We start from the raw sequence: 17,783 nt of genomic DNA, 5'->3' as shown, positions 1-17,783 counted from the left end.
CAGCCTGCGGCAGCGGCTACAGGTTCGGTGTACATCCCCCGGCACGCAACTTGCTCGTTTCCTGCACTTCCCAGGCAGGAAACGAGCATGCTCCACTCCCATCTCACAACGCTCAACGCCGTATCCCTGGTGCTCAGCACCTTCAACGCAGAAGGCTTGCCCAGCGAGATGCTGCTGGCCGGCAGCGGCATTCGGGCGGCGGACCTGAGCCGTGCAGACACTCGCATCACCACTAATCAGGAAATGCGCGTGTGCGCCAATGCCGTGGCTCTGCGCCGCGAAATCGGCCTTGAACTAGGGCGACGCATGCATGTGTCGTCCTACGGCATACTCGGTTACGCCCTACTCACCAGTGCCACCTTAGGTGACGCATTGCGTCTAGCTTTACGCTACCCGGCGCTGCTGGGAACACTTTTTGAGCTGAGCCTGGAGGTCGATGGCGAACAGGTCCGGTTCTGTGCCAATGGCTATGCCGAGAGCCCGCAAATGGCGGTGTTCAATACCGAGCTATGCCTGGTTTCGCTCAAGGTTATATGCGAAGACTTGCTAGGCCAATCGCTGCCGCTATTGGGTGCACGCTTTATCCACAGCGCACCCGACTACCACGCCAGCTACGGGCAAAGCTTCGATTGCCCGCGTCAGTTCGATGCCGACAGCAATGCTTTCGCCTTCGCCAAGCGATGGCTCGACCAGCCTTTGCCACTGGCCGATGCGGTGACCCATCAAGCGATGGCCGAGCGTTGCCGCAAACAGAATCTGGAGTTCACCGGGAGACAAACCTGGCTGGAACGCATCCGCCAGTTGCTGGCCGCACAACTGCATGCAGCCCCCGGCCTCGAAGGGCTGGCCGAGCACATGAACTGCTCGCCGCGCACCCTGCGCCGCCACTTGCACGATATGGGTTGCAGCTACCAGACGCTGCTCGATGACCTGCGTTTTGAGCGCGCCAAGCTGCTGCTCAACGAAACCGAATGGCCCATTTACAAGATTGCCGAGACCCTGGGTTTCAGTGAAACCGCGAGCTTCCGCCATGCCTTCGTGCGCTGGAGCGGGGTTGCACCCAGCCAGTTCCGGGCCTGATTCAGAGGGGATAGGCAGGGGCCAATTACGGTCAACCATTTTGGCCACATACATCTCCTTTTGGCCGCTCCTGCCGTTCTCTCAAACCCCCGGCGCCGCAAGACTGTAGCCAACCGCTCATGCCCTGGGAGAACAAGACAATGCTGACGATCTATTCGGACGATCACCACCTGCATCATGGCCGTTGTGAGTTGATGGACGGGCAACTGTTGCCCTGCTTTGAAATGCCATCACGGGCCGACCATATTTTGCAACGTGTACAAACCCGTGAACTCGGCCCAGTGAGCGCCCCGCAAGACTTCGGCCGCGGGCCTATCGAGCGGATTCACAGTGCGGCCTACCTGGACTTTTTCCAGGGTGCCTGGGACCGCTGGGCCCAACATGGCCGCGACGGTGACTTGCTGCCTTATACCTGGCCTGCCCGTACTTTACGTGCCGTTCTGCCCACCAGTCTGCATGGCCAACTTGGCTATTACAGCTTCGACGGCGGAGCGCCGATTACTGCGGGCACATGGCAAGCGGCCTACAGTGCAGCGCAAGTAGCCCTGACTGCCCAAGCCGAAATTCAAAACGGCGCCCACAGTGCTTTCGCACTTTGCCGGCCACCGGGGCATCACGCCGCCAGCGACTTGATGGGCGGTTACTGCTACCTGAATAACGCCGCCATAGCAGCCCAGGCCTTTCTCGATCAAGGCCACAGCAAGGTGGCTATCCTCGACGTTGATTACCATCACGGTAATGGTACGCAGTCGATTTTCTATGAACGTAACGACGTGCTGTTTACCTCGATTCACGGCCATCCTGAGGCCGAGTTTCCGTTCTTTCTGGGCTACGAAGACGAACTGGGGGAAGGGCCCGGGGAAGGCTTCAACTTCAACTACCCGCTGGCTGCGGGTTCGGCATGGGATCGCTGGAGCGCGGCGCTGGAATTGGCCTGCGCTGAAATCGAGCGCTATGACGCTGGCGTAATCGTGGTTTCGCTGGGTGTGGATACATTCAAGAACGACCCGATTTCCCAATTCAAACTCGACAGCCCGGACTACCTGCGCATGGGTGAGCGTATTGCGCGGCTGGGCAAACCGACACTATTTGTGATGGAAGGTGGTTACGCCGTAGAGGAAATCGGCGTGAATGCGGTGAATGTGCTGGAGGGGTTTGAAAGCGCGCAATGATCAAGCCCTTCCTGTGGGAGCGGGCTTGCTCGCAATTCAGCCGGTGCGGTCTGTCTGAATTAATGCGGTGCCCCCTCGCGAGCAAGCCCGCTCCCACAGGTTCAACGGCTGCCATTCCACACCTTGCCCAGCCGCTCCAGCGCCGCCTTGATCTCCACTTCGGGTACCGCTGCAAACCCCAACACCAATCCCGCGCGGTTATCCACAGGCTCACTCGAATCCTGCAACCAATAACTGCTCAGCCCGTTGATCTCCACGTCCACTGCCCGGGCCTGCGCCAGCAGTTGCTGCTCACGAGCCAAACTCGCCACCGGCACCGCCACATGCAAGCCCGCCGCGATACCCGGCATGGCCCCAACCTCCGCCAACCCCTGTGGCCAGTTGGCCAGCAATACATCACGGCGACTCAAAGCCGCGCGACGCATCCGCCGTATATGCCGCTGAAAATGCCCCGCCGCCATAAACTCGGCCATCACCGCCTGAGTGCCGACCTCCGAATGGCGCATATCCAGCGAGCGCCGGCGGGCAAACGGCTCGATCAGCCCCTTGGGCAGCACCAGATACCCCAGGCGCAACGCCGGAAACGCCACCTTGCCGAAGGTACCGACATAAATCACCCGCCCGCTGCGGTCCAGTGCTGCCAGCGGGGCCAGCGGCGCACCGCTATAGCGGTACTCGCCATCGTAGTCGTCTTCGATAATCCAGCCCTCTGTACGCTCGGCCCAGGCCAGCAGTTCCAGGCGCCGGGCCAGGCTCATGGTGACCCCGCTGGGGTATTGATGGGAGGGGGTCACATAGGCCAGCCGACAGTTGTTCAAATGCGCCAGCGCCGAACAGTCCATACCGTCCTGATCCACCGCCACGCCCTGCACATTCGCCCCGGCAATCGCAAAGGCATAGGCAGCTGCGCGATAGCCGGGGTTTTCCACAGCCACCCCTTCGCCCGGCTCCACCAGCAGCTGTGCACAAAGGCTAATTCCTTGCTGCGCGCCACTGGTGATCAAAATTTGCTCAGCCGTACACGATAAACCTCGTGAAGTACGCAAATAAGCCGCAATCAATGCACGCAGACGCTCATCACCTGCAGGATCGCCGTAGCACAGGTGCTGCAACTCCGGCTTACGCCAAAAAGCCGCCTGCAGCTTGCTCCATACCTCGAAAGGGAATAAGTCGAACGCCGGAACACCCACCCGAAATGCGCGGGGAACACCACTGGGTGGCAGGTCCAATGCATGGGTTGCAACCCTGCTCAGAGCCGTGCTGTGGATAACTTTACTGGATGTAATTACAGGTGTTTCAGGCTGTTTTGTGGATAACCCTGGGGATAAGCTTGTTGAAAAGCCTGTGGATAAGTTGGTGGACAACTTTTTTAGCGGCAGGGCTTTTTCTGGCAATTTGGCGACATAAGTACCGTCCCCAACTCTCCCCTCAATAAATCCTTCGGCATACAACTGGTCATAGGCCCGCATCACACTATTGCGGGAAATCCCCAAGGCACCGGCCATGTCACGGCTGGCGGGCAAGCGCGAGCCGCCATTCAAACGACCATCCAGCACACGTTGGCGCAATGCCAGATACAGCTGGCGGCTCAGACCCTTTTTGGGATCAAGCTCGATCCCGGCGGGGTTGAAGGCGATGGAAAGAACTGAATCCTTCATGGATTGGACCTATGAAATTGACCATTAATGGCTCTTACAACCAACCAATAGCCTGCCTAGGATAAAGCCAATCGCCAAGGATAATTTCCATGTACGTACCCCGCGCCTTCGCCGTAGACGACATTAAAATCCTGCACCAGCAGATGCAGGCCTCCCCCCTGCCCGTGCTGGTCACACATGCCAGCCAGGGCCTGCTCGCCAGTCATGTGCCTATGCTGTTGAACCCCGACGAAGGCCCGTGCGGCACATTGTACGGGCACCTGGCCCGGGCCAATCCACACTGGCAGGACCTGGCCCAAGGCACGGAAGCACTGGTGATCTTTGCCGGCGAACAGGCCTATATCAGCCCTACCTTTTACCCAGGCAAGGCCGACCACGGAAAAGCCGTACCCACCTGGAATTACCTGGCCGTACACGCTTATGGCATGGCCGAGGTGTTCGATGATGCCGAACGTTTGCTGGCACTGGTCAGCCGCCTGAGCGACAGGCATGAAGCCAATCGCCCCGCGCCCTGGGCTGTCAGCGACGCCCCCGCCGACTATGTCGACAGCATGCTCAAGGCCATTGTGGGCTTTCGCCTGCCTATCACCCGCCTGCAAGGCAAACGCAAACTCAGCCAGAACCGCGACGCCCGCGACCAGGCTGGTGTGCGCCAGGGCCTGCTGGCCAACCCCAACCCGCAAGACCACGCACTCGCTCATTTAATGGTTAAGGAATAACTGAAAATGGCTCAAATCCAGATCAAAACTGCCACCGCCACCGATCGCGAACAGTGGCTACCACTTTGGCAAGCTTACTTGCGCTTCTACAAAACCGAGCTATCCGACGAAATCAGCCAATCCACCTGGGCGCGTTTTCTCGACCCGGCAGAACCGACCACCCTGGCCCTGGCCTGGCAAGACGACAAAGCGGTGGGCATGGTGCAGTGCGTTTATCACCGCACCAACTGGAGCATCAAAGACGCCTGCTATCTTCAAGACCTGTTTGTCAGTCCCGATGTGCGCGGCAAGGGGGTGGGTCGTCAGTTAATCGAGCATGTATACGCAGCCGCCCGCGCCAAGGACTGCTGCAAAGTGCATTGGCTCACCCAGGAAACCAACGCCACGGCTATTCAGTTGTATGAGCGCATTGGCGAGCGCCCCGGCTTTATTCAGTTTCGCAAAACCTTGTCATAAATAAGGAACGCGCAATGCCCGACTCTCTAGAACGTTGGCTGGCGGCTAAAACCCCGGATACCCGCACCCTCGAAGGGCGATTCATTCGTCTGGAAAAGCTCGACCCCGAACGTCATGGCGATGAACTATGGCTAGCCTTACAAGGGCCGCAGGCCGATCCCAAGCTGTGGGACTACCTGCCCTACGGTCCATTTAACGAGCGTCCGACCTTTGACGCTTGGCTGCAAAAGCATGCCGATAGCCGTGATCCACATTTCTATGCCGTTATCGACAAGCCCAGCGGTGAGGCACAAGGCTTACTTAGCCTGATGTGCATCGTCCCGGAGCACGGGCGTATCGAGATCGGCCACGTCGCCTTTGGCGCACCCATGCAACGCTCACCGAAAAGCACGGAGGCGGTCTACCTGCTCGCCAAGGAAGCCTTCGCCCTGGGCAACCGGCGTCTGGAATGGAAGTGCAACAACGATAACGCAAGATCAAAGCGTACTGCAGTACGATTGGGGTACACATACGAAGGCGTTTTCCGCCAGCATATGGTGGTTAAAGGCAAAAACCGTGATACCACGTGGTACAGTATTATTAGTACGGAATGGCCTGCACTAGCGGCAGGGTTCGAAAAATGGCTGGCACTGGATAACCAACCAGAAAGCGGCCAAATAAAGACCCTGGAAGAATGCAGAGCATCAACTGTATAAAAAATAATCAATGCGCCCGACAAGGACTGTCGGGCGTTTTAGTATCAAGAAGGGATCAAAATTTTCGCGGCAAGCGAACTACACCCATTTGCAGACCAAAGGGTTTGAAAACTGCATTCAAGGATTTAAGGGTGGGGTTGCCTTCGTCGTGCTCGATTTGAATCAAGGTGCGCACCGAGATTTTGCACATGCGGGCAAACTGGGTTTGCTGCAATCCGGTCACATCAACCCGAAAGCGCTTTACCGCCTCGCCCAAGGTGATTTTTCCCTGAGCCAAATCTGCCTCAATGTTTTCGATGATGAGCTGGCGGGCATCAATAGTCAGAGTCATTTCAAACCCCACTCGCGCAAACGCTGGTCGAGATTTTTAAGCGCAATGTGTGGGTGATTCATTGTCATTTCCGGCAAACCTGCAGCGCGAAGTAAATCAGGCAGGGCCCTCAACTGCTCAGCATTACTGCGCAAGCGCTCAAAGACAGTGTCAGGGTTGGCAATTGCACTTAACGATTCACACGCCGCCCGCCAGTTCACCTCACCTGCCCGCTCTATATCCAGCGGCCATTTAGTGGTTCGAGTAATACCTTCGTCATCCATGACCATCGGAGCAAGGTCATAAATCGGCGCCAGCCGAAACGAGTCAGCCCCACGAATAATCGCCGTATTCCGACCGTGGTTATCGCTATTGCCCAGAATCTTGTTAATCAAATCGCGACGCAGGTATTCGGCGACCAAATCCTCAATTTGCTCCTGCTGCCCCGCGCGCACCCAAAGGCCTGCAAGCAATTGAACCACTTCAAGATGGGTCATCGCGCTACCCGGTTCAGTGACTTGAGCAAGCGAGTAAATCGACTCTACGGCGTAGCGCTCAACACCGCGAGCGGTGACATTACGATCAAAACGCTGCATCCAGAGGCTTGGTTTACGGCCCTCCTCCAACGCCAGTCCCTGCACCGGTACGGTTTCAATCCCGAGCGCCTGCAGGGCTTTGTAGTAGTGGAACTCGCTGCGCAGGATTATCTGATCCCGCTCAAGCGCTTTGTTGCGTGCAAACTTGATAAACCAGTGTTGTTTTACGAGGGCATCTTCCAGAGTTGCATCCGGGTAAAGCAGGCCATCAACCCCCTCTGTCATCAACAACTTGGGAGCTTCTCCCCCGGCCCCTGTTGCACCACCAATAGCCGCCCCCTGTTCGTGGGCGTACTCCAGAAAACTGTTGTCGCGAACGATCACATCTTGGCGGGAAAACCCCAACGCCTGGCGCTTATCCAGCCGCTCATACGACTCTTTTATGCGCAAATGCCCGATGGGCCCGGGCGTGCTTCGCCCAAGTAAAAACAAATCGTCACTCAAGTGCTCGGGCTTTTCGCGGCCAATTTGTTTGATCAGGATTTTCCTCGCAGCACCCGCTGGCGCGATGTCATGCAGGAAAGCCGGGGCTTTTTTCAGATGTCGGGCATCCCACTCAAGGGGCACACAGGCACTAACCGACAACGCAAAAGGGTTGTCGATAGCCTCAAGATGATCAACCAGATAGCCCTGCGTGTAGGCAAAGCGACAAGGCCCATTCAAGCTTTGTTCAGGCTCTGGAAATTTCAAAATCATAGCGTCCTGCCATTGGCCGTCGCTGTAGAGCTGAAGGGTCAGTTGAAACATGCTTTCACCTGCATTTTAATGCATATAGGCGTCAAAAAATAATCATATGCATGCATTATAGTGCAGTTTTTCTGGAGTCCTCTTTTTCTGACTGCATTTAAATGCATACAAACGAGTAAACCCCTTTGATTATCTTCATTAAAATGCAGACATAAAAAAAGGGGAGCACATGCCCCCCCGAGGTTTAAAGCGTTTACATCAAAGACAGTATCAGGCTTCGATTTCGATCAGAATTTCGCCCGGATTAACGCGATCGCCCTTGATTACATGGATGGTGACGATTTTGCCTGCGATGCCGGCCTGGACTTCAGTTTCCATTTTCATCGCTTCGGTGATCAGTACCGACTGACCCGCCTTGACCACATCGCCTACAGCGACCAGTACATCAACGATGTTGCCTGGCATTGCCGTGCTCACATGGCCTGGCTCGCTGGCCTGCTTGCGCTTGCTTGAGGTGCCACCAACAAATTCGTTGAGGGGTTCGAACACCACCTCTTCCGGCATGCCGTCGATGGACAGGTAGAAGTGACGCTTGCCCTCTGCCTTGACGCCGACACCGGTGATGTCAACGCGATAGCTCTCACCGTGAACGTCGATCACGAACTCGGTCGGCACGCCCTCACCGCTCGCCTTGGTGACACCGCCAGCCTCAGGGATAGGCAGCAGCACTTCTGGGGTCAGAGTGCCTGCAGCGCGCTCCTCAAGGAACTTGCGACCGATATCCGGGAACATGGCGAAGGTCAGTACGTCTTCTTCCGACTGGGCCAGGGCACCAATTTCAGCACGCAGCTTGACCATTTCGGGCTTTAGCAGGTCCGCAGGGCGTACGTCGATCAGCTCTTCGTTGCCAATGGCCTGACGACGCAGTTGCTCGTTGACCACGCCCGGCGCCTTGCCGTAGCCGCCTTGCAAGTACAGCTTCACTTCGTTGGTGATGGTTTTGTAACGCTCACCCGCCAATACGTTGAAGAATGCCTGAGTACCCACAATTTGCGACGTCGGCGTTACCAGCGGCGGGTAACCGAGGTCTTCACGCACACGCGGGATTTCGGCCAGCACTTCGCTCATGCGGTTCAGCGCACCCTGCTCTTTGAGCTGGTTGGCAAGGTTGGAAATCATCCCGCCCGGCACCTGGTTAACCTGAACACGGGTATCAACAGCGGTGAATTCGCTTTCAAACTGGTGATACTTCTTACGCACTGCGTAGAAGTACATACCAATTTCCTGCAGCAGCGACAGATCGAGACCGGTGTCGTATTCACTGCCTTTGAGCGCGGCAACCATCGACTCGGTGCCCGGGTGGCTGGTGCCCCACGCAAAGCTGGAGATCGCGGTATCAATGTGGTCTGCGCCATTCTCGATAGCCTTGAGCTGGCACATGGCAGCCAGACCGGCGGTGTCATGGGAGTGAATAAAGATCGGCAGAGTGATTTCGGCTTTCAGCGCCTTGACCAGTTCGCCCGTGGCGTACGGCGTCAGCAGGCCAGCCATGTCTTTGATGGCGACCGAGTCGCAGCCCATGGCTTCCATCTGCTTGGCCTGCGCCACAAACGCCTCGGTGGTATGTACCGGACTGGTGGTATAGGCGATGGTGCCCTGGGCATGCTTGCCGGCAGCTTTGACCGCCTCGATGGCCACACGCAGGTTACGCACGTCGTTCATGGCGTCGAAGATGCGGAACACGTCGATACCGTTGACTGCTGCTTTGGCGACGAAGGCTTTGACCACGTCGTCGCTGTAATGGCGATAGCCCAGCAGGTTCTGGCCGCGCAGCAACATTTGCAGACGCGTGTTGGGCAAGGCGGCACGCAGTTGGCGCAGACGCTCCCACGGATCTTCCTTGAGGAAACGCACGCAGGCATCAAAGGTCGCGCCGCCCCAGACTTCAAGCGACCAGTAGCCGACTTTGTCGAGCTTGTCGCAGATCGGCAGCATGTCTTCAGTGCGCATGCGGGTGGCCAGCAGCGACTGGTGGGCGTCACGCAGGATGGTGTCAGTTACGAAAATCTTCTTGCTCATTATTCTTTTCCTCACAGGCCTGCGTGGGCGGCGATGGCGGCAGCGATGGCCAGGGCCAACTCTTCGGGTTTGCGCTTGATCGAATAGTTGGTCAGCTCAGGGTGGCTTTCTACGAAGCTGGTGTTGAACTGACCACTACGGAATTCCGGGTTACGCAGGATTTCCTGGTAATACGCGGCGGTGGTTTTGACCCCTTGCAGACGCATGTCGTCGAGGGCGCGCAAACCACGGTCCATCGCTTCTTCCCAGGTCAGGGCCCACACCACCAGTTTCAGACACATAGAGTCGTAATACGGCGGGATGGTATAGCCGGTGTAGATCGCCGTGTCGGTACGTACACCGGGGCCGCCGGGCGCGTAGTAACGGGTGATCTTGCCGAAACTGGGCAGGAAGTTGTTTTTCGGGTCTTCGGCGTTGATCCGGAACTGCAGGGCAAAGCCGCGATGCTGCACATCTTCCTGCTTGATCGAGAGCGGCAGGCCAGAGGCGATACGAATCTGTTCACGAACAATGTCGATGCCGGTAATTTCTTCGGTGATGGTGTGCTCCACCTGCACCCGAGTGTTCATCTCCATGAAGTACACCTCGCCCTCGGCGAGCAGGAACTCCACGGTACCGGCGTTCTCGTAACCCACGGCCTTGGCTGCGCGCACAGACAGGTCGCCGATATAGGCGCGCTGTTCAGGGGTCAGCTGGGGGCTCGGGGCGATTTCGATCAGCTTTTGGTTGCGACGCTGGATCGAGCAGTCGCGCTCAAACAGATGCACCACGTTGCCAAAGCTGTCGCCGAGAATTTGCGCTTCGATATGCTTGGGGTTGACGATGCATTTTTCGAGGAACACTTCGGCCGAACCAAAGGCCTTGGTCGCTTCCGAGATCACCCGCGGGAAGGCTTGCTCGAGTTCTTCACGGCTGTTGCAGCGACGAATGCCGCGACCGCCACCACCCGAGGTGGCCTTGAGCATCACCGGGTAGCCAATGCGTTCGCCTTCAATCAAGGCTTCGTGGATGTCGGCAACGTTGCCTTCAGTGCCCGGCGTGACCGGCACACCGGCCTTGATCATGCTGCGACGCGCTTCAGTCTTGTCGCCCATACGGCGAATGACTTCAGCGGCCGGACCGATGAACTTGATCCCGCGCTCGGCGCAGATATCAGCCAACTCAGCGTTTTCTGACAAAAAACCGTAACCGGGATGCAGAGCATCACAACCGGTTTCAACCGCCAGGTTCACCAGCTTGCGCGGATTCAAATAACCGGCCAGCGGGTCTTCGCCGATATTGTGTGCTTCGTCGGCGCGCTTGACGTGCAAGGCATGCCGATCAGCTTCGGAATAGACCGCTACAGAGCGAATCCCCATCTCGGCGCAGGCACGCACGATGCGGACGGCGATTTCTCCGCGGTTGGCGATCAGGATCTTTTTTATCACTTGGATTTTCCCTAAAGCCCATGGAACAAACGACCTGCTAGACCAGGTCGGCACGTGTCCAAATGTGTCTGAACCGTTGTGTCGTCACACTAGACCCACGCAGTGATAAACAAAAATCAATAATTCTTGGGTCGTGCATAAGTAACAACTTATAGTCAGATCACTTGTCGCTTCGGATAATTTTACAAAAATGCGTAAGTCATTGATGCGTATCACTTTTCGCCAATTACAGGTGTTTAACGAAGTCTGTGATTTGCGTTCTTACAGCCGCGCAGCAGAAGAAATGTCGCTGACGCAACCCGCCGTAAGTCTACAAATTCGTCAGCTTGAAGAGCTGGTTGGCCAACCATTGTTCGAGTACGTCGGCAAAAAGCTGTACATGACCGAAGCCGCTGAAGCGCTTCAGTTGGCCAGTCGGGATATTTTCGGCCGGCTGGAAAACCTCGACATGCAACTTTCCGACATGCTCGGGTCATTGCAAGGCCAGTTGAAACTGGCCGTAGAGTCGAGCGCGAAATATTTTGTGCCGCATCTGTTTGCGGCCTTCAAGCGCCAGCATCCGGAAGTCAATTTGCAACTGACGGTGGTCAACCGGGCGCAGGCCGTTCGTCGGCTGTCAGATAACCGCGATGATCTGGTGATCATGTCGATGGTGCCGCAGGACATGGGCCTGGAATTCTTGCCGTTTCTGAACAACCCGATTGTGGCCGTGGCTCCCGCTGATCATCCGTTGTGTAACCGGGGTCCGCTGCATTTGCAGGATCTGGAGCCTTATACCTTGCTGATGCGCGAGCAGGGTTCGGGCACGCGCATGGCGTGTGAGGAGTATTTCAAGGAAAAGCGCGTGCACTTCAATCAGACGCTGGAAGTGTCGTCCAACGAGTCGCAGCGCGAGTGCGCGGTAGCCGGGTTGGGCGTGGCGTTATTGACCCGCCACGCCGTCAGCCTGGAGCTGGCGACCGGCCTGCTGTGCGAACTGCCGGTCGAGGAGTTGCCGCTGTATCGCAGCTGGTGCGTGGTGCAGGCCAAGGCCAAGCGCCTGTCACCGGTGGCGCATGCATTTCTGGGGTTTATTCGCAGTGAGCGCCTGCAAATCAGCGCGTTGGTTGAGCGCTTCGACGGTCACTTGCCGACGCAGACTGCCAGTAGTTGATCGACCCCAGGTCAGGGTAGTCAGAGGTTTCCAGACGCAGTTGGCGCTGGCTCGTATGGTCTTCAATCGCGCGACGGAAGGCCATGCGGCGCTGGTCTTCTTGCTGACGGCGGGTTTTGACGGCGCTATTGCGTTCTTCGTAAGGCTGAGCCATTTCGAGTCTCCCAAGGCGTGTACGGGAGCTTTACGATGCACGTTGTTTATGACGACTTGGCGAAGGTGGGATGACAGGGGGATGAACGCTGAATGTGAGCTCTGCGTGGGAGCGGGCTTGCTCGCGATTCAGGCGCTGCGGTGTGTCTGTCACACGGCGGCATTCCCTATCGCGAGCAAGCCCGCTCCCACAGAAGATGTTGTGCGCTTTTAATCTTCGTGGCTTTTCAGTGATTTAGGCGACAGGCGCAAGCTGCGCAGGCTGCGCTTGACGCTCTTGAGGTGGTTGACCAGGCTCGGGCCTCGGGCCATGGCAACACCCATTGCCAACACGTCAATCACTACCAGGTGGGCAATACGCGAGGTCAGCGGGGTATAGATTTCGGTGTCTTCATGCACATCGATCGCCAGATTGACGGTTGCCAGCTCCGCCAGCGGCGTCTGGCTCGGGCACAAGGTAATCAGGGTCGCGCCGCTTTCACGCACCAGGTTGGCGGTGATCAGCAAGTCTTTGGAACGGCCCGACTGGGAAATGCAGATCGCCACGTCGGTAGGCTTCAAGGTCACGGCCGACATCGCTTGCATATGCGGGTCGGAATAGGCCGCCGCGGTCAGCAACAGACGGAAAAACTTGTGCTGGGCATCCGCCGCAACCGCGCCCGAGGCACCAAACCCATAAAACTCGACACGCTGCGCTTGCGACATGGCTGTCACGGCACGCTGCAGCGCTATCGGATCGAGCTTCTCGCGCACGTCCATCAAGGTATGCAGCGTGGTGTCGAAAATTTTCAGGCTGTAGTCCGCTACCGAATCGTCTTCATGGATCGCGAACTGACCAAAACTGGCACCGGCCGCCAGGCTTTGCGCCAGCTTGAGCTTCAGGTCCTGAAACCCGGAACAGCCTATCGCCCGGCAAAAACGCACGATGGTCGGCTCGCTGATTCCGACACTGTGGGCAAGGTCGGCCATGGAACTGTGCATTACAGCCGCAGGATCAAGCAGCACGTGATCGGCGACCTTGAGTTCCGATTTACGTAACAGGTGGCGTGACTGGGCAATATGTTGCAGCAGGTTCAAAGGGCAGGACTCGGTCTGTAAGCGGCGGGCGCCGGGGATGTAGCAATCTTGTAGTTATACTACAAGAATTCGTTTTCTGCCCAGCCAATACGCCATCAACTATCCAGTTATCTCCCTTGATTCAAGCCGCTTGAGGGCCATGTAGCCTTTTTGGCACTACAAGACCACTACACCGTTACGCAGTAAATCGCTGAATTGCACTGCGTTTATCGGACGACTGATCAAATAGCCCTGCACTTCGTCGCACTGGCGAGTCTTGAGAAATGCCAGCTGCGCCTCGTTTTCAACGCCTTCTGCCACCACTTTAAGGCCCAGACTGTGGGCCATGGCGATAATTGCGAGGGTGATGGCCTCGTCTTCGCTGCAACGGCCCACGCCGTGAATAAACGTTTTATCGATTTTTACGTAATCCACCGCAAATCGCTTGAGGTAACTGAGCGATGAATAGCCGGTGCCAAAATCATCGATTGCCAGCTTCACCCCCAGTTCATGCAATTGCTGGAAGGTAGCGATGACGTATTCAACATTGTCGAGCAACTGGCTTTCTGTCAGTTCCAGTTCCAGGCAGTGCGGCGCCAGCCCGGTTTCTTCAAGTACCTGGCGCACCAGGCTGACCAGCTTGCCCTGGCGCAACTGATGCCCCGACAAGTTCACCGATACCCGTATTGGCGCCAGCCCTGCTCGTTGCCATTCACACGCTTGCCGGCAGGCTTCGCGCAGTACAAATTCACCGATGGCGCTGATCAGGCCGGTCTCTTCGGCAAGGACAATAAAGTTGCCTGGCGGCACATTACCCAGTTGCGGGTGATCCCAGCGCACCAACGCTTCGGCGGCGTGCAGACGCCCTGTGGCCAGGCACAGCTTGGGTTGATAGAACACGTTGAGCTGGCGTTCGCTAATGGCTTTGCGCAGTTGGTTTTCCAGCTGCAGCCGTTCAAGGGAGCTGCCATGCAGGCTGTCACTGTAGAACTGAAACCTGCCGCCGCCCAGGTGCTTGGCCTGCTGCATGGCCTTGTTGGCCTGATGGACCAGGCTGGCAATATCGCGCGCGCTGTCGGGCAACATGCTGATGCCCATTGACACACTGATGACCAGCTCATGGCCATCCACCACCAGCGGCCGACCGAGCTTGTCCAGCAGCCGGGTCGCGACCCGCGCCAGGCTGGTCAGGCTGTTATAGGCATCAAACAGCACTGCAAATTCATCACCCGACAGGCGCGCAATGGTGTCGGCCTCAGGCAAGGCCTTGGTGATGCGTTCGGCCATTTTTTGCAGCACATGGTCCGCCAGCTCATGCCCGAAATTGTCATTGAGCAATTTGAAACGATCGAGATTGATGTGCAGCAACGTCAGGTTACACGAGCCCTGGCGTACACGCTGGCTAGCCTCCTCCAGGCGTTCCTTGAACAGAAGGCGGTTGGCCAGCCCGGTCAGCTCATCAAAACGGGTCAGGTGGCGCACCCGCGCTTCGCTCAAACGGCGTTGCTCGACCTCATAGGCAAGCTCGGTATTGAGTTGCTCACTACGGACATTGGCTTGCTGCAAATCTTCGCGCAAACCTTGATGCCGCAAGCGGCGCACCATGCGCCGTTGCCTGATCCGCTTGACCTGCCATCCCAGACCGCCCGCCAGCAGGAAAAAACCGATGCCTATGCCGAAAAAAATACCCGGCGAATTTAAACTCTGAACCATCGGCGAAATTCTTATCAGTAGATGAGCCAAAAAGTCGCCCGAGCATACACAAGCAATGCCCGTGACCAAACGCACAGGCGCTATTAAATGGATGAAATCAGCCAGGCACATTTATTGTCCGGCTTTTTGACCGCTCGGCCCAAGGCGGCCACGCAGCTAGCAATGAAACACCAACAGCCCCTAAAATGCCCCGATGCGCGATGATCTCTCTCTCTTGTTAAATTCTCTCAACGATGCCCAACGTCAGGCCGTCACGGCCAGTGTCGGGCGTCAGTTGGTCCTGGCCGGCGCTGGTTCCGGCAAAACCCGTGTGCTGGTGCACCGTATCGCCTGGCTGATCCAGGTCGAAAACGCGTCCCCGCACTCTGTGCTGTCGGTGACGTTCACCAACAAGGCCGCTGCCGAGATGCGCCACCGCATCGAGCAGTTGATGGGTATCAACCCGGCAGGCATGTGGGTCGGCACCTTCCACGGCCTGGCTCACCGTCTGCTGCGGGCTCACTGGCAAGAAGCCGGCCTTAGCCAGACATTCCAGATCCTCGACAGCGACGACCAGCAACGCCTGGTCAAGCGTGTGATCCGTGAGCTGGGGCTGGATGAACAGCGCTGGCCCGTACGTCAGGCCCAGTGGTTTATCAACGGTCAAAAAGACGAAGGCCTTCGCCCCAAACATATCCAGGCCAGCGGCGACTTGTTCCTGGCCACCATGCGCAATATTTACGAGGCCTATGAGGTCGCGTGCCAACGCGCCGGTGTGATCGATTTTTCCGAGCTGCTGCTGCGTGCCCTTGATTTGTGGCGCGACAACCCGGGCTTGCTGGCGCATTACCAGAAACGCTTCCGGCACATCCTGGTAGACGAATTCCAGGATACCAACGCCGTGCAATATGCCTGGCTACGGTTGCTGGCCCAGGGCGGCGACAGCCTGATGGTGGTCGGTGATGACGACCAGTCGATCTACGGCTGGCGCGGCGCAAAAATCGAAAACATCTATCAGTACTCAACCGACTTCCCGGATGCCGAGACCATTCGTCTGGAGCAAAATTACCGCTCCACGGCGGGCATCCTCAAAGCGGCCAATGCCCTGATTGCCAACAACACCGGGCGCATGGGCAAAGAGCTGTGGACTGACGGCGGCGAAGGCGAAGCCATCAATCTGTACGCCGCGTTCAACGAACATGACGAAGCGCGCTACGTGGTCGAAACCATCGAAAGCGCTCTGAAAACCGGCATCGCCCATAGCGATATCGCCATCTTGTACCGTTCCAACGCCCAGTCGCGAGTGCTTGAAGAAGCCTTGCTGCGCGAGCGCATCCCTTACCGCATCTATGGCGGCCAGCGCTTCTTCGAACGCGCGGAAATCAAAAATGCCATGGCCTATATGCGCCTGCTCGAAGGTCGCGGCAATGATGCGGCGCTGGAGCGGGTGATTAACGTACCTGCCCGCGGCATTGGCGAAAAAACCGTCGAAGCCATTCGCGAACACGCACGTCACAGCGACGTGTCGATGTGGGAAGCAATGCGCCAGCTGATCGCCAATAAAGCCCTGCCGGGCCGTGCTTCGGGTGCCATTGCCGGCTTTATGGAACTGATCGAAAACCTCGCGGCAAAAGTCATGGACATGCCTCTGCATCTGATGACGCAAACCGTGATCGAGCAAAGCGGGCTGATTGCCTACCATCAGGCGGAAAAAGGCGAAAAAGGCCAGGCCCGGGTAGAAAACCTTGAGGAGCTGGTCAGCGCAGCACGCAACTTTGAGAACAATGACGAAGACGAAGAGCTGTCGCCATTGGCCGCCTTCCTCGGGCATGCCTCACTGGAGGCTGGCGATACCCAGGCCGAAGAGCATGAAGACGGTATTCAGCTGATGACGCTGCACAGCGCCAAAGGCCTGGAGTTCCCGTACGTGTTCCTGGTAGGCATGGAAGAAGGCCTGTTCCCGCACAAAATGAGCCTGGAAGAGCCCGGTCGCCTCGAAGAGGAACGACGCCTGGCCTACGTAGGCATTACCCGCGCCATGCAAAACCTGGTGATGACCTACGCAGAAACCCGACGCCTGTACGGCAGCGAAACCTACAATAAGGTTTCACGCTTCGTACGCGAAGTACCAAAGGGTCTGATCCAGGAAGTCCGACTATCCAACAGTGTCAGTCGCCCTTTCGGCGGCGGTCAAAAGCAGAGCGCCAGCACCCTGTTTGGTGGTTCGGAAATCCCGGAAACCGAATTCAAGCTCGGCCAGATGGTCAAGCATGCGGTCTTCGGCGAAGGCGTCATCCTCAATTTCGAGGGTGCAGGTGCCCAGGCACGGGTACAGGTCAACTTCAGCGAAGGCAGCAAATGGCTGATGATGGGCTACGCCAAACTTGAGGCGGTCTGACAGCAACCCGACAGCTTGGCGGGAATAAGGTAAGGCAAACCGCTGTGGGAGCGAGCCTGCTCGCGAAGAGAGCGCATCAGTCAATATTATTGTTGGCTGATACACCGCTTTCGCGAGCAGGCTCGCTCCCACATGTCCTCCTACGCAAAATAAATCCTAGCCCTACAAACAAATAAGCAAAAGCCCGAAACACTTCACCGCTAGCCAGTCACAACTCATCTGTGCAACATGGCGCGCGTGATATCCACAAATGGGAACCCCTTATGAAACGTTTTCTTAGCATCGCCATGGCGTTGTGCATCGGCTTGACGATGAGCATCGACGCGAACGCCAAGCGCTTCGGTGGCGGCAAAAGCGCGGGTGCAGCGCCTAGCCACCAAACGCGTCAAGCTGCTCCAGCTGCAGCCCCGGCGGCTGCCGGTGCCGCAGGCGCCGGGGCTGCAGCTGGAGCA

Annotated in this window: 15 protein-coding genes and 1 pseudogene; 8 read left to right on the top strand and 8 right to left on the bottom strand. The window is 57.4% G+C overall.

Annotation, left to right across the window (positions count from 1 at the left end; genetic code table 11):
* Positions 1-87: 87 nt before the first annotated feature.
* Positions 88-1,080, top strand: coding sequence for an AraC family transcriptional regulator (locus GHN92_RS18700; RefSeq protein ID WP_153380778.1), 993 nt, complete (start codon positions 88-90; stop codon positions 1,078-1,080).
* Between the two features lie 140 nt (positions 1,081-1,220).
* Positions 1,221-2,252, top strand: a complete 1,032-nt coding sequence (locus GHN92_RS18695) for a histone deacetylase family protein (RefSeq protein WP_095020581.1) — start codon at positions 1,221-1,223, stop codon at positions 2,250-2,252.
* 101 nt (positions 2,253-2,353) lie between these two features.
* Here the strand turns inward: GHN92_RS18695 and GHN92_RS18690 are convergent, their stop codons facing one another.
* Positions 2,354-3,910: a PLP-dependent aminotransferase family protein gene (locus GHN92_RS18690; RefSeq protein WP_153380776.1), complete on the bottom strand. Its 1,557-nt coding sequence runs from the start codon at positions 3,908-3,910 to the stop codon at positions 2,354-2,356.
* 89 nt (positions 3,911-3,999) lie between these two features.
* Here GHN92_RS18690 and GHN92_RS18685 point away from each other — a divergent pair, with 89 nt between their 5' ends.
* From GHN92_RS18685 to GHN92_RS18675, 3 genes are read left to right on the top strand one after another with little or no spacing between them, the layout of a single operon-like run.
* The gene (locus tag GHN92_RS18685) at positions 4,000-4,629 is read left to right on the top strand and encodes an FMN-binding negative transcriptional regulator (RefSeq protein ID WP_095017943.1); all 630 of its coding nucleotides are present in this window, start codon (positions 4,000-4,002) and stop codon (positions 4,627-4,629) included.
* Between the two features lie 6 nt (positions 4,630-4,635).
* A complete protein-coding gene (locus GHN92_RS18680) occupies positions 4,636-5,085 on the top strand; it encodes a GNAT family N-acetyltransferase (protein ID WP_094999540.1) in 450 nt (149 codons plus the stop codon).
* Between the two features lie 14 nt (positions 5,086-5,099).
* Complete coding sequence (locus tag GHN92_RS18675; RefSeq protein WP_153380774.1) at positions 5,100-5,780, top strand: GNAT family N-acetyltransferase; 681 nt, start codon at positions 5,100-5,102, stop codon at positions 5,778-5,780.
* 55 nt (positions 5,781-5,835) lie between these two features.
* Here GHN92_RS18675 and GHN92_RS18670 read toward each other — a convergent pair whose 3' ends face one another.
* From GHN92_RS18670 to GHN92_RS18655, 4 genes are all read right to left on the bottom strand, one after another.
* Positions 5,836-6,111 (bottom strand): helix-turn-helix domain-containing protein, encoded by a 276-nt coding sequence (locus GHN92_RS18670; RefSeq protein WP_095026795.1) that lies wholly within the window; start codon positions 6,109-6,111, stop codon positions 5,836-5,838.
* Positions 6,108-7,433 (bottom strand): type II toxin-antitoxin system HipA family toxin, encoded by a 1,326-nt coding sequence (locus GHN92_RS18665; protein ID WP_095026794.1) that lies wholly within the window; start codon positions 7,431-7,433, stop codon positions 6,108-6,110. The genes GHN92_RS18670 and GHN92_RS18665 overlap by 4 nt, the downstream gene beginning before the upstream one ends.
* A gap of 210 nt (positions 7,434-7,643) precedes the next feature.
* Positions 7,644-9,452 (bottom strand): sodium-extruding oxaloacetate decarboxylase subunit alpha, encoded by a 1,809-nt coding sequence (gene oadA, locus GHN92_RS18660; RefSeq protein ID WP_094999542.1) that lies wholly within the window; start codon positions 9,450-9,452, stop codon positions 7,644-7,646.
* Positions 9,453-9,463: 11 nt separating this feature from the next.
* Positions 9,464-10,879, bottom strand: coding sequence for an acetyl-CoA carboxylase biotin carboxylase subunit (locus GHN92_RS18655; protein ID WP_016782925.1), 1,416 nt, complete (start codon positions 10,877-10,879; stop codon positions 9,464-9,466).
* A gap of 190 nt (positions 10,880-11,069) precedes the next feature.
* On the opposite strand from GHN92_RS18655, the gene GHN92_RS18650 reads away from it, so the two are divergent.
* A complete protein-coding gene (locus tag GHN92_RS18650; protein WP_094999543.1) occupies positions 11,070-12,032 on the top strand; it encodes a LysR family transcriptional regulator in 963 nt (320 codons plus the stop codon).
* On the opposite strand, the gene GHN92_RS18645 is transcribed toward GHN92_RS18650, so the two are convergent.
* The 3 genes from GHN92_RS18645 to GHN92_RS18635 form a co-directional block, all read right to left on the bottom strand.
* Entirely contained in the window at positions 11,974-12,186 is a 213-nt protein-coding gene (locus GHN92_RS18645) for a PA3496 family putative envelope integrity protein (RefSeq protein WP_094999544.1), read from the bottom strand. The two genes, GHN92_RS18650 and GHN92_RS18645, sit on opposite strands and share 59 nt — an antisense overlap.
* A gap of 209 nt (positions 12,187-12,395) precedes the next feature.
* A complete protein-coding gene (hexR, locus tag GHN92_RS18640) occupies positions 12,396-13,262 on the bottom strand; it encodes a transcriptional regulator HexR (RefSeq protein ID WP_094999545.1) in 867 nt (288 codons plus the stop codon).
* Between the two features lie 156 nt (positions 13,263-13,418).
* Positions 13,419-14,954: a bifunctional diguanylate cyclase/phosphodiesterase gene (locus GHN92_RS18635; protein ID WP_095024793.1), complete on the bottom strand. Its 1,536-nt coding sequence runs from the start codon at positions 14,952-14,954 to the stop codon at positions 13,419-13,421.
* Positions 14,955-15,147: 193 nt separating this feature from the next.
* On the opposite strand from GHN92_RS18635, the gene uvrD reads away from it, so the two are divergent.
* Positions 15,148-17,331: a DNA helicase II gene (uvrD, locus tag GHN92_RS18630; RefSeq protein ID WP_094999547.1), complete on the top strand. Its 2,184-nt coding sequence runs from the start codon at positions 15,148-15,150 to the stop codon at positions 17,329-17,331.
* 263 nt (positions 17,332-17,594) lie between these two features.
* A pseudogene (locus tag GHN92_RS18625) lies at positions 17,595-17,783 on the top strand (hypothetical protein); the annotation flags it as partial.

The organism is Pseudomonas sp. FSL R10-2964 (assembly GCF_009600035.1).
Classification (GTDB): domain Bacteria; phylum Pseudomonadota; class Gammaproteobacteria; order Pseudomonadales; family Pseudomonadaceae; genus Aquipseudomonas; species Aquipseudomonas bubulae.
This window is presented reverse-complemented; position numbering and strand designations above follow the sequence as displayed.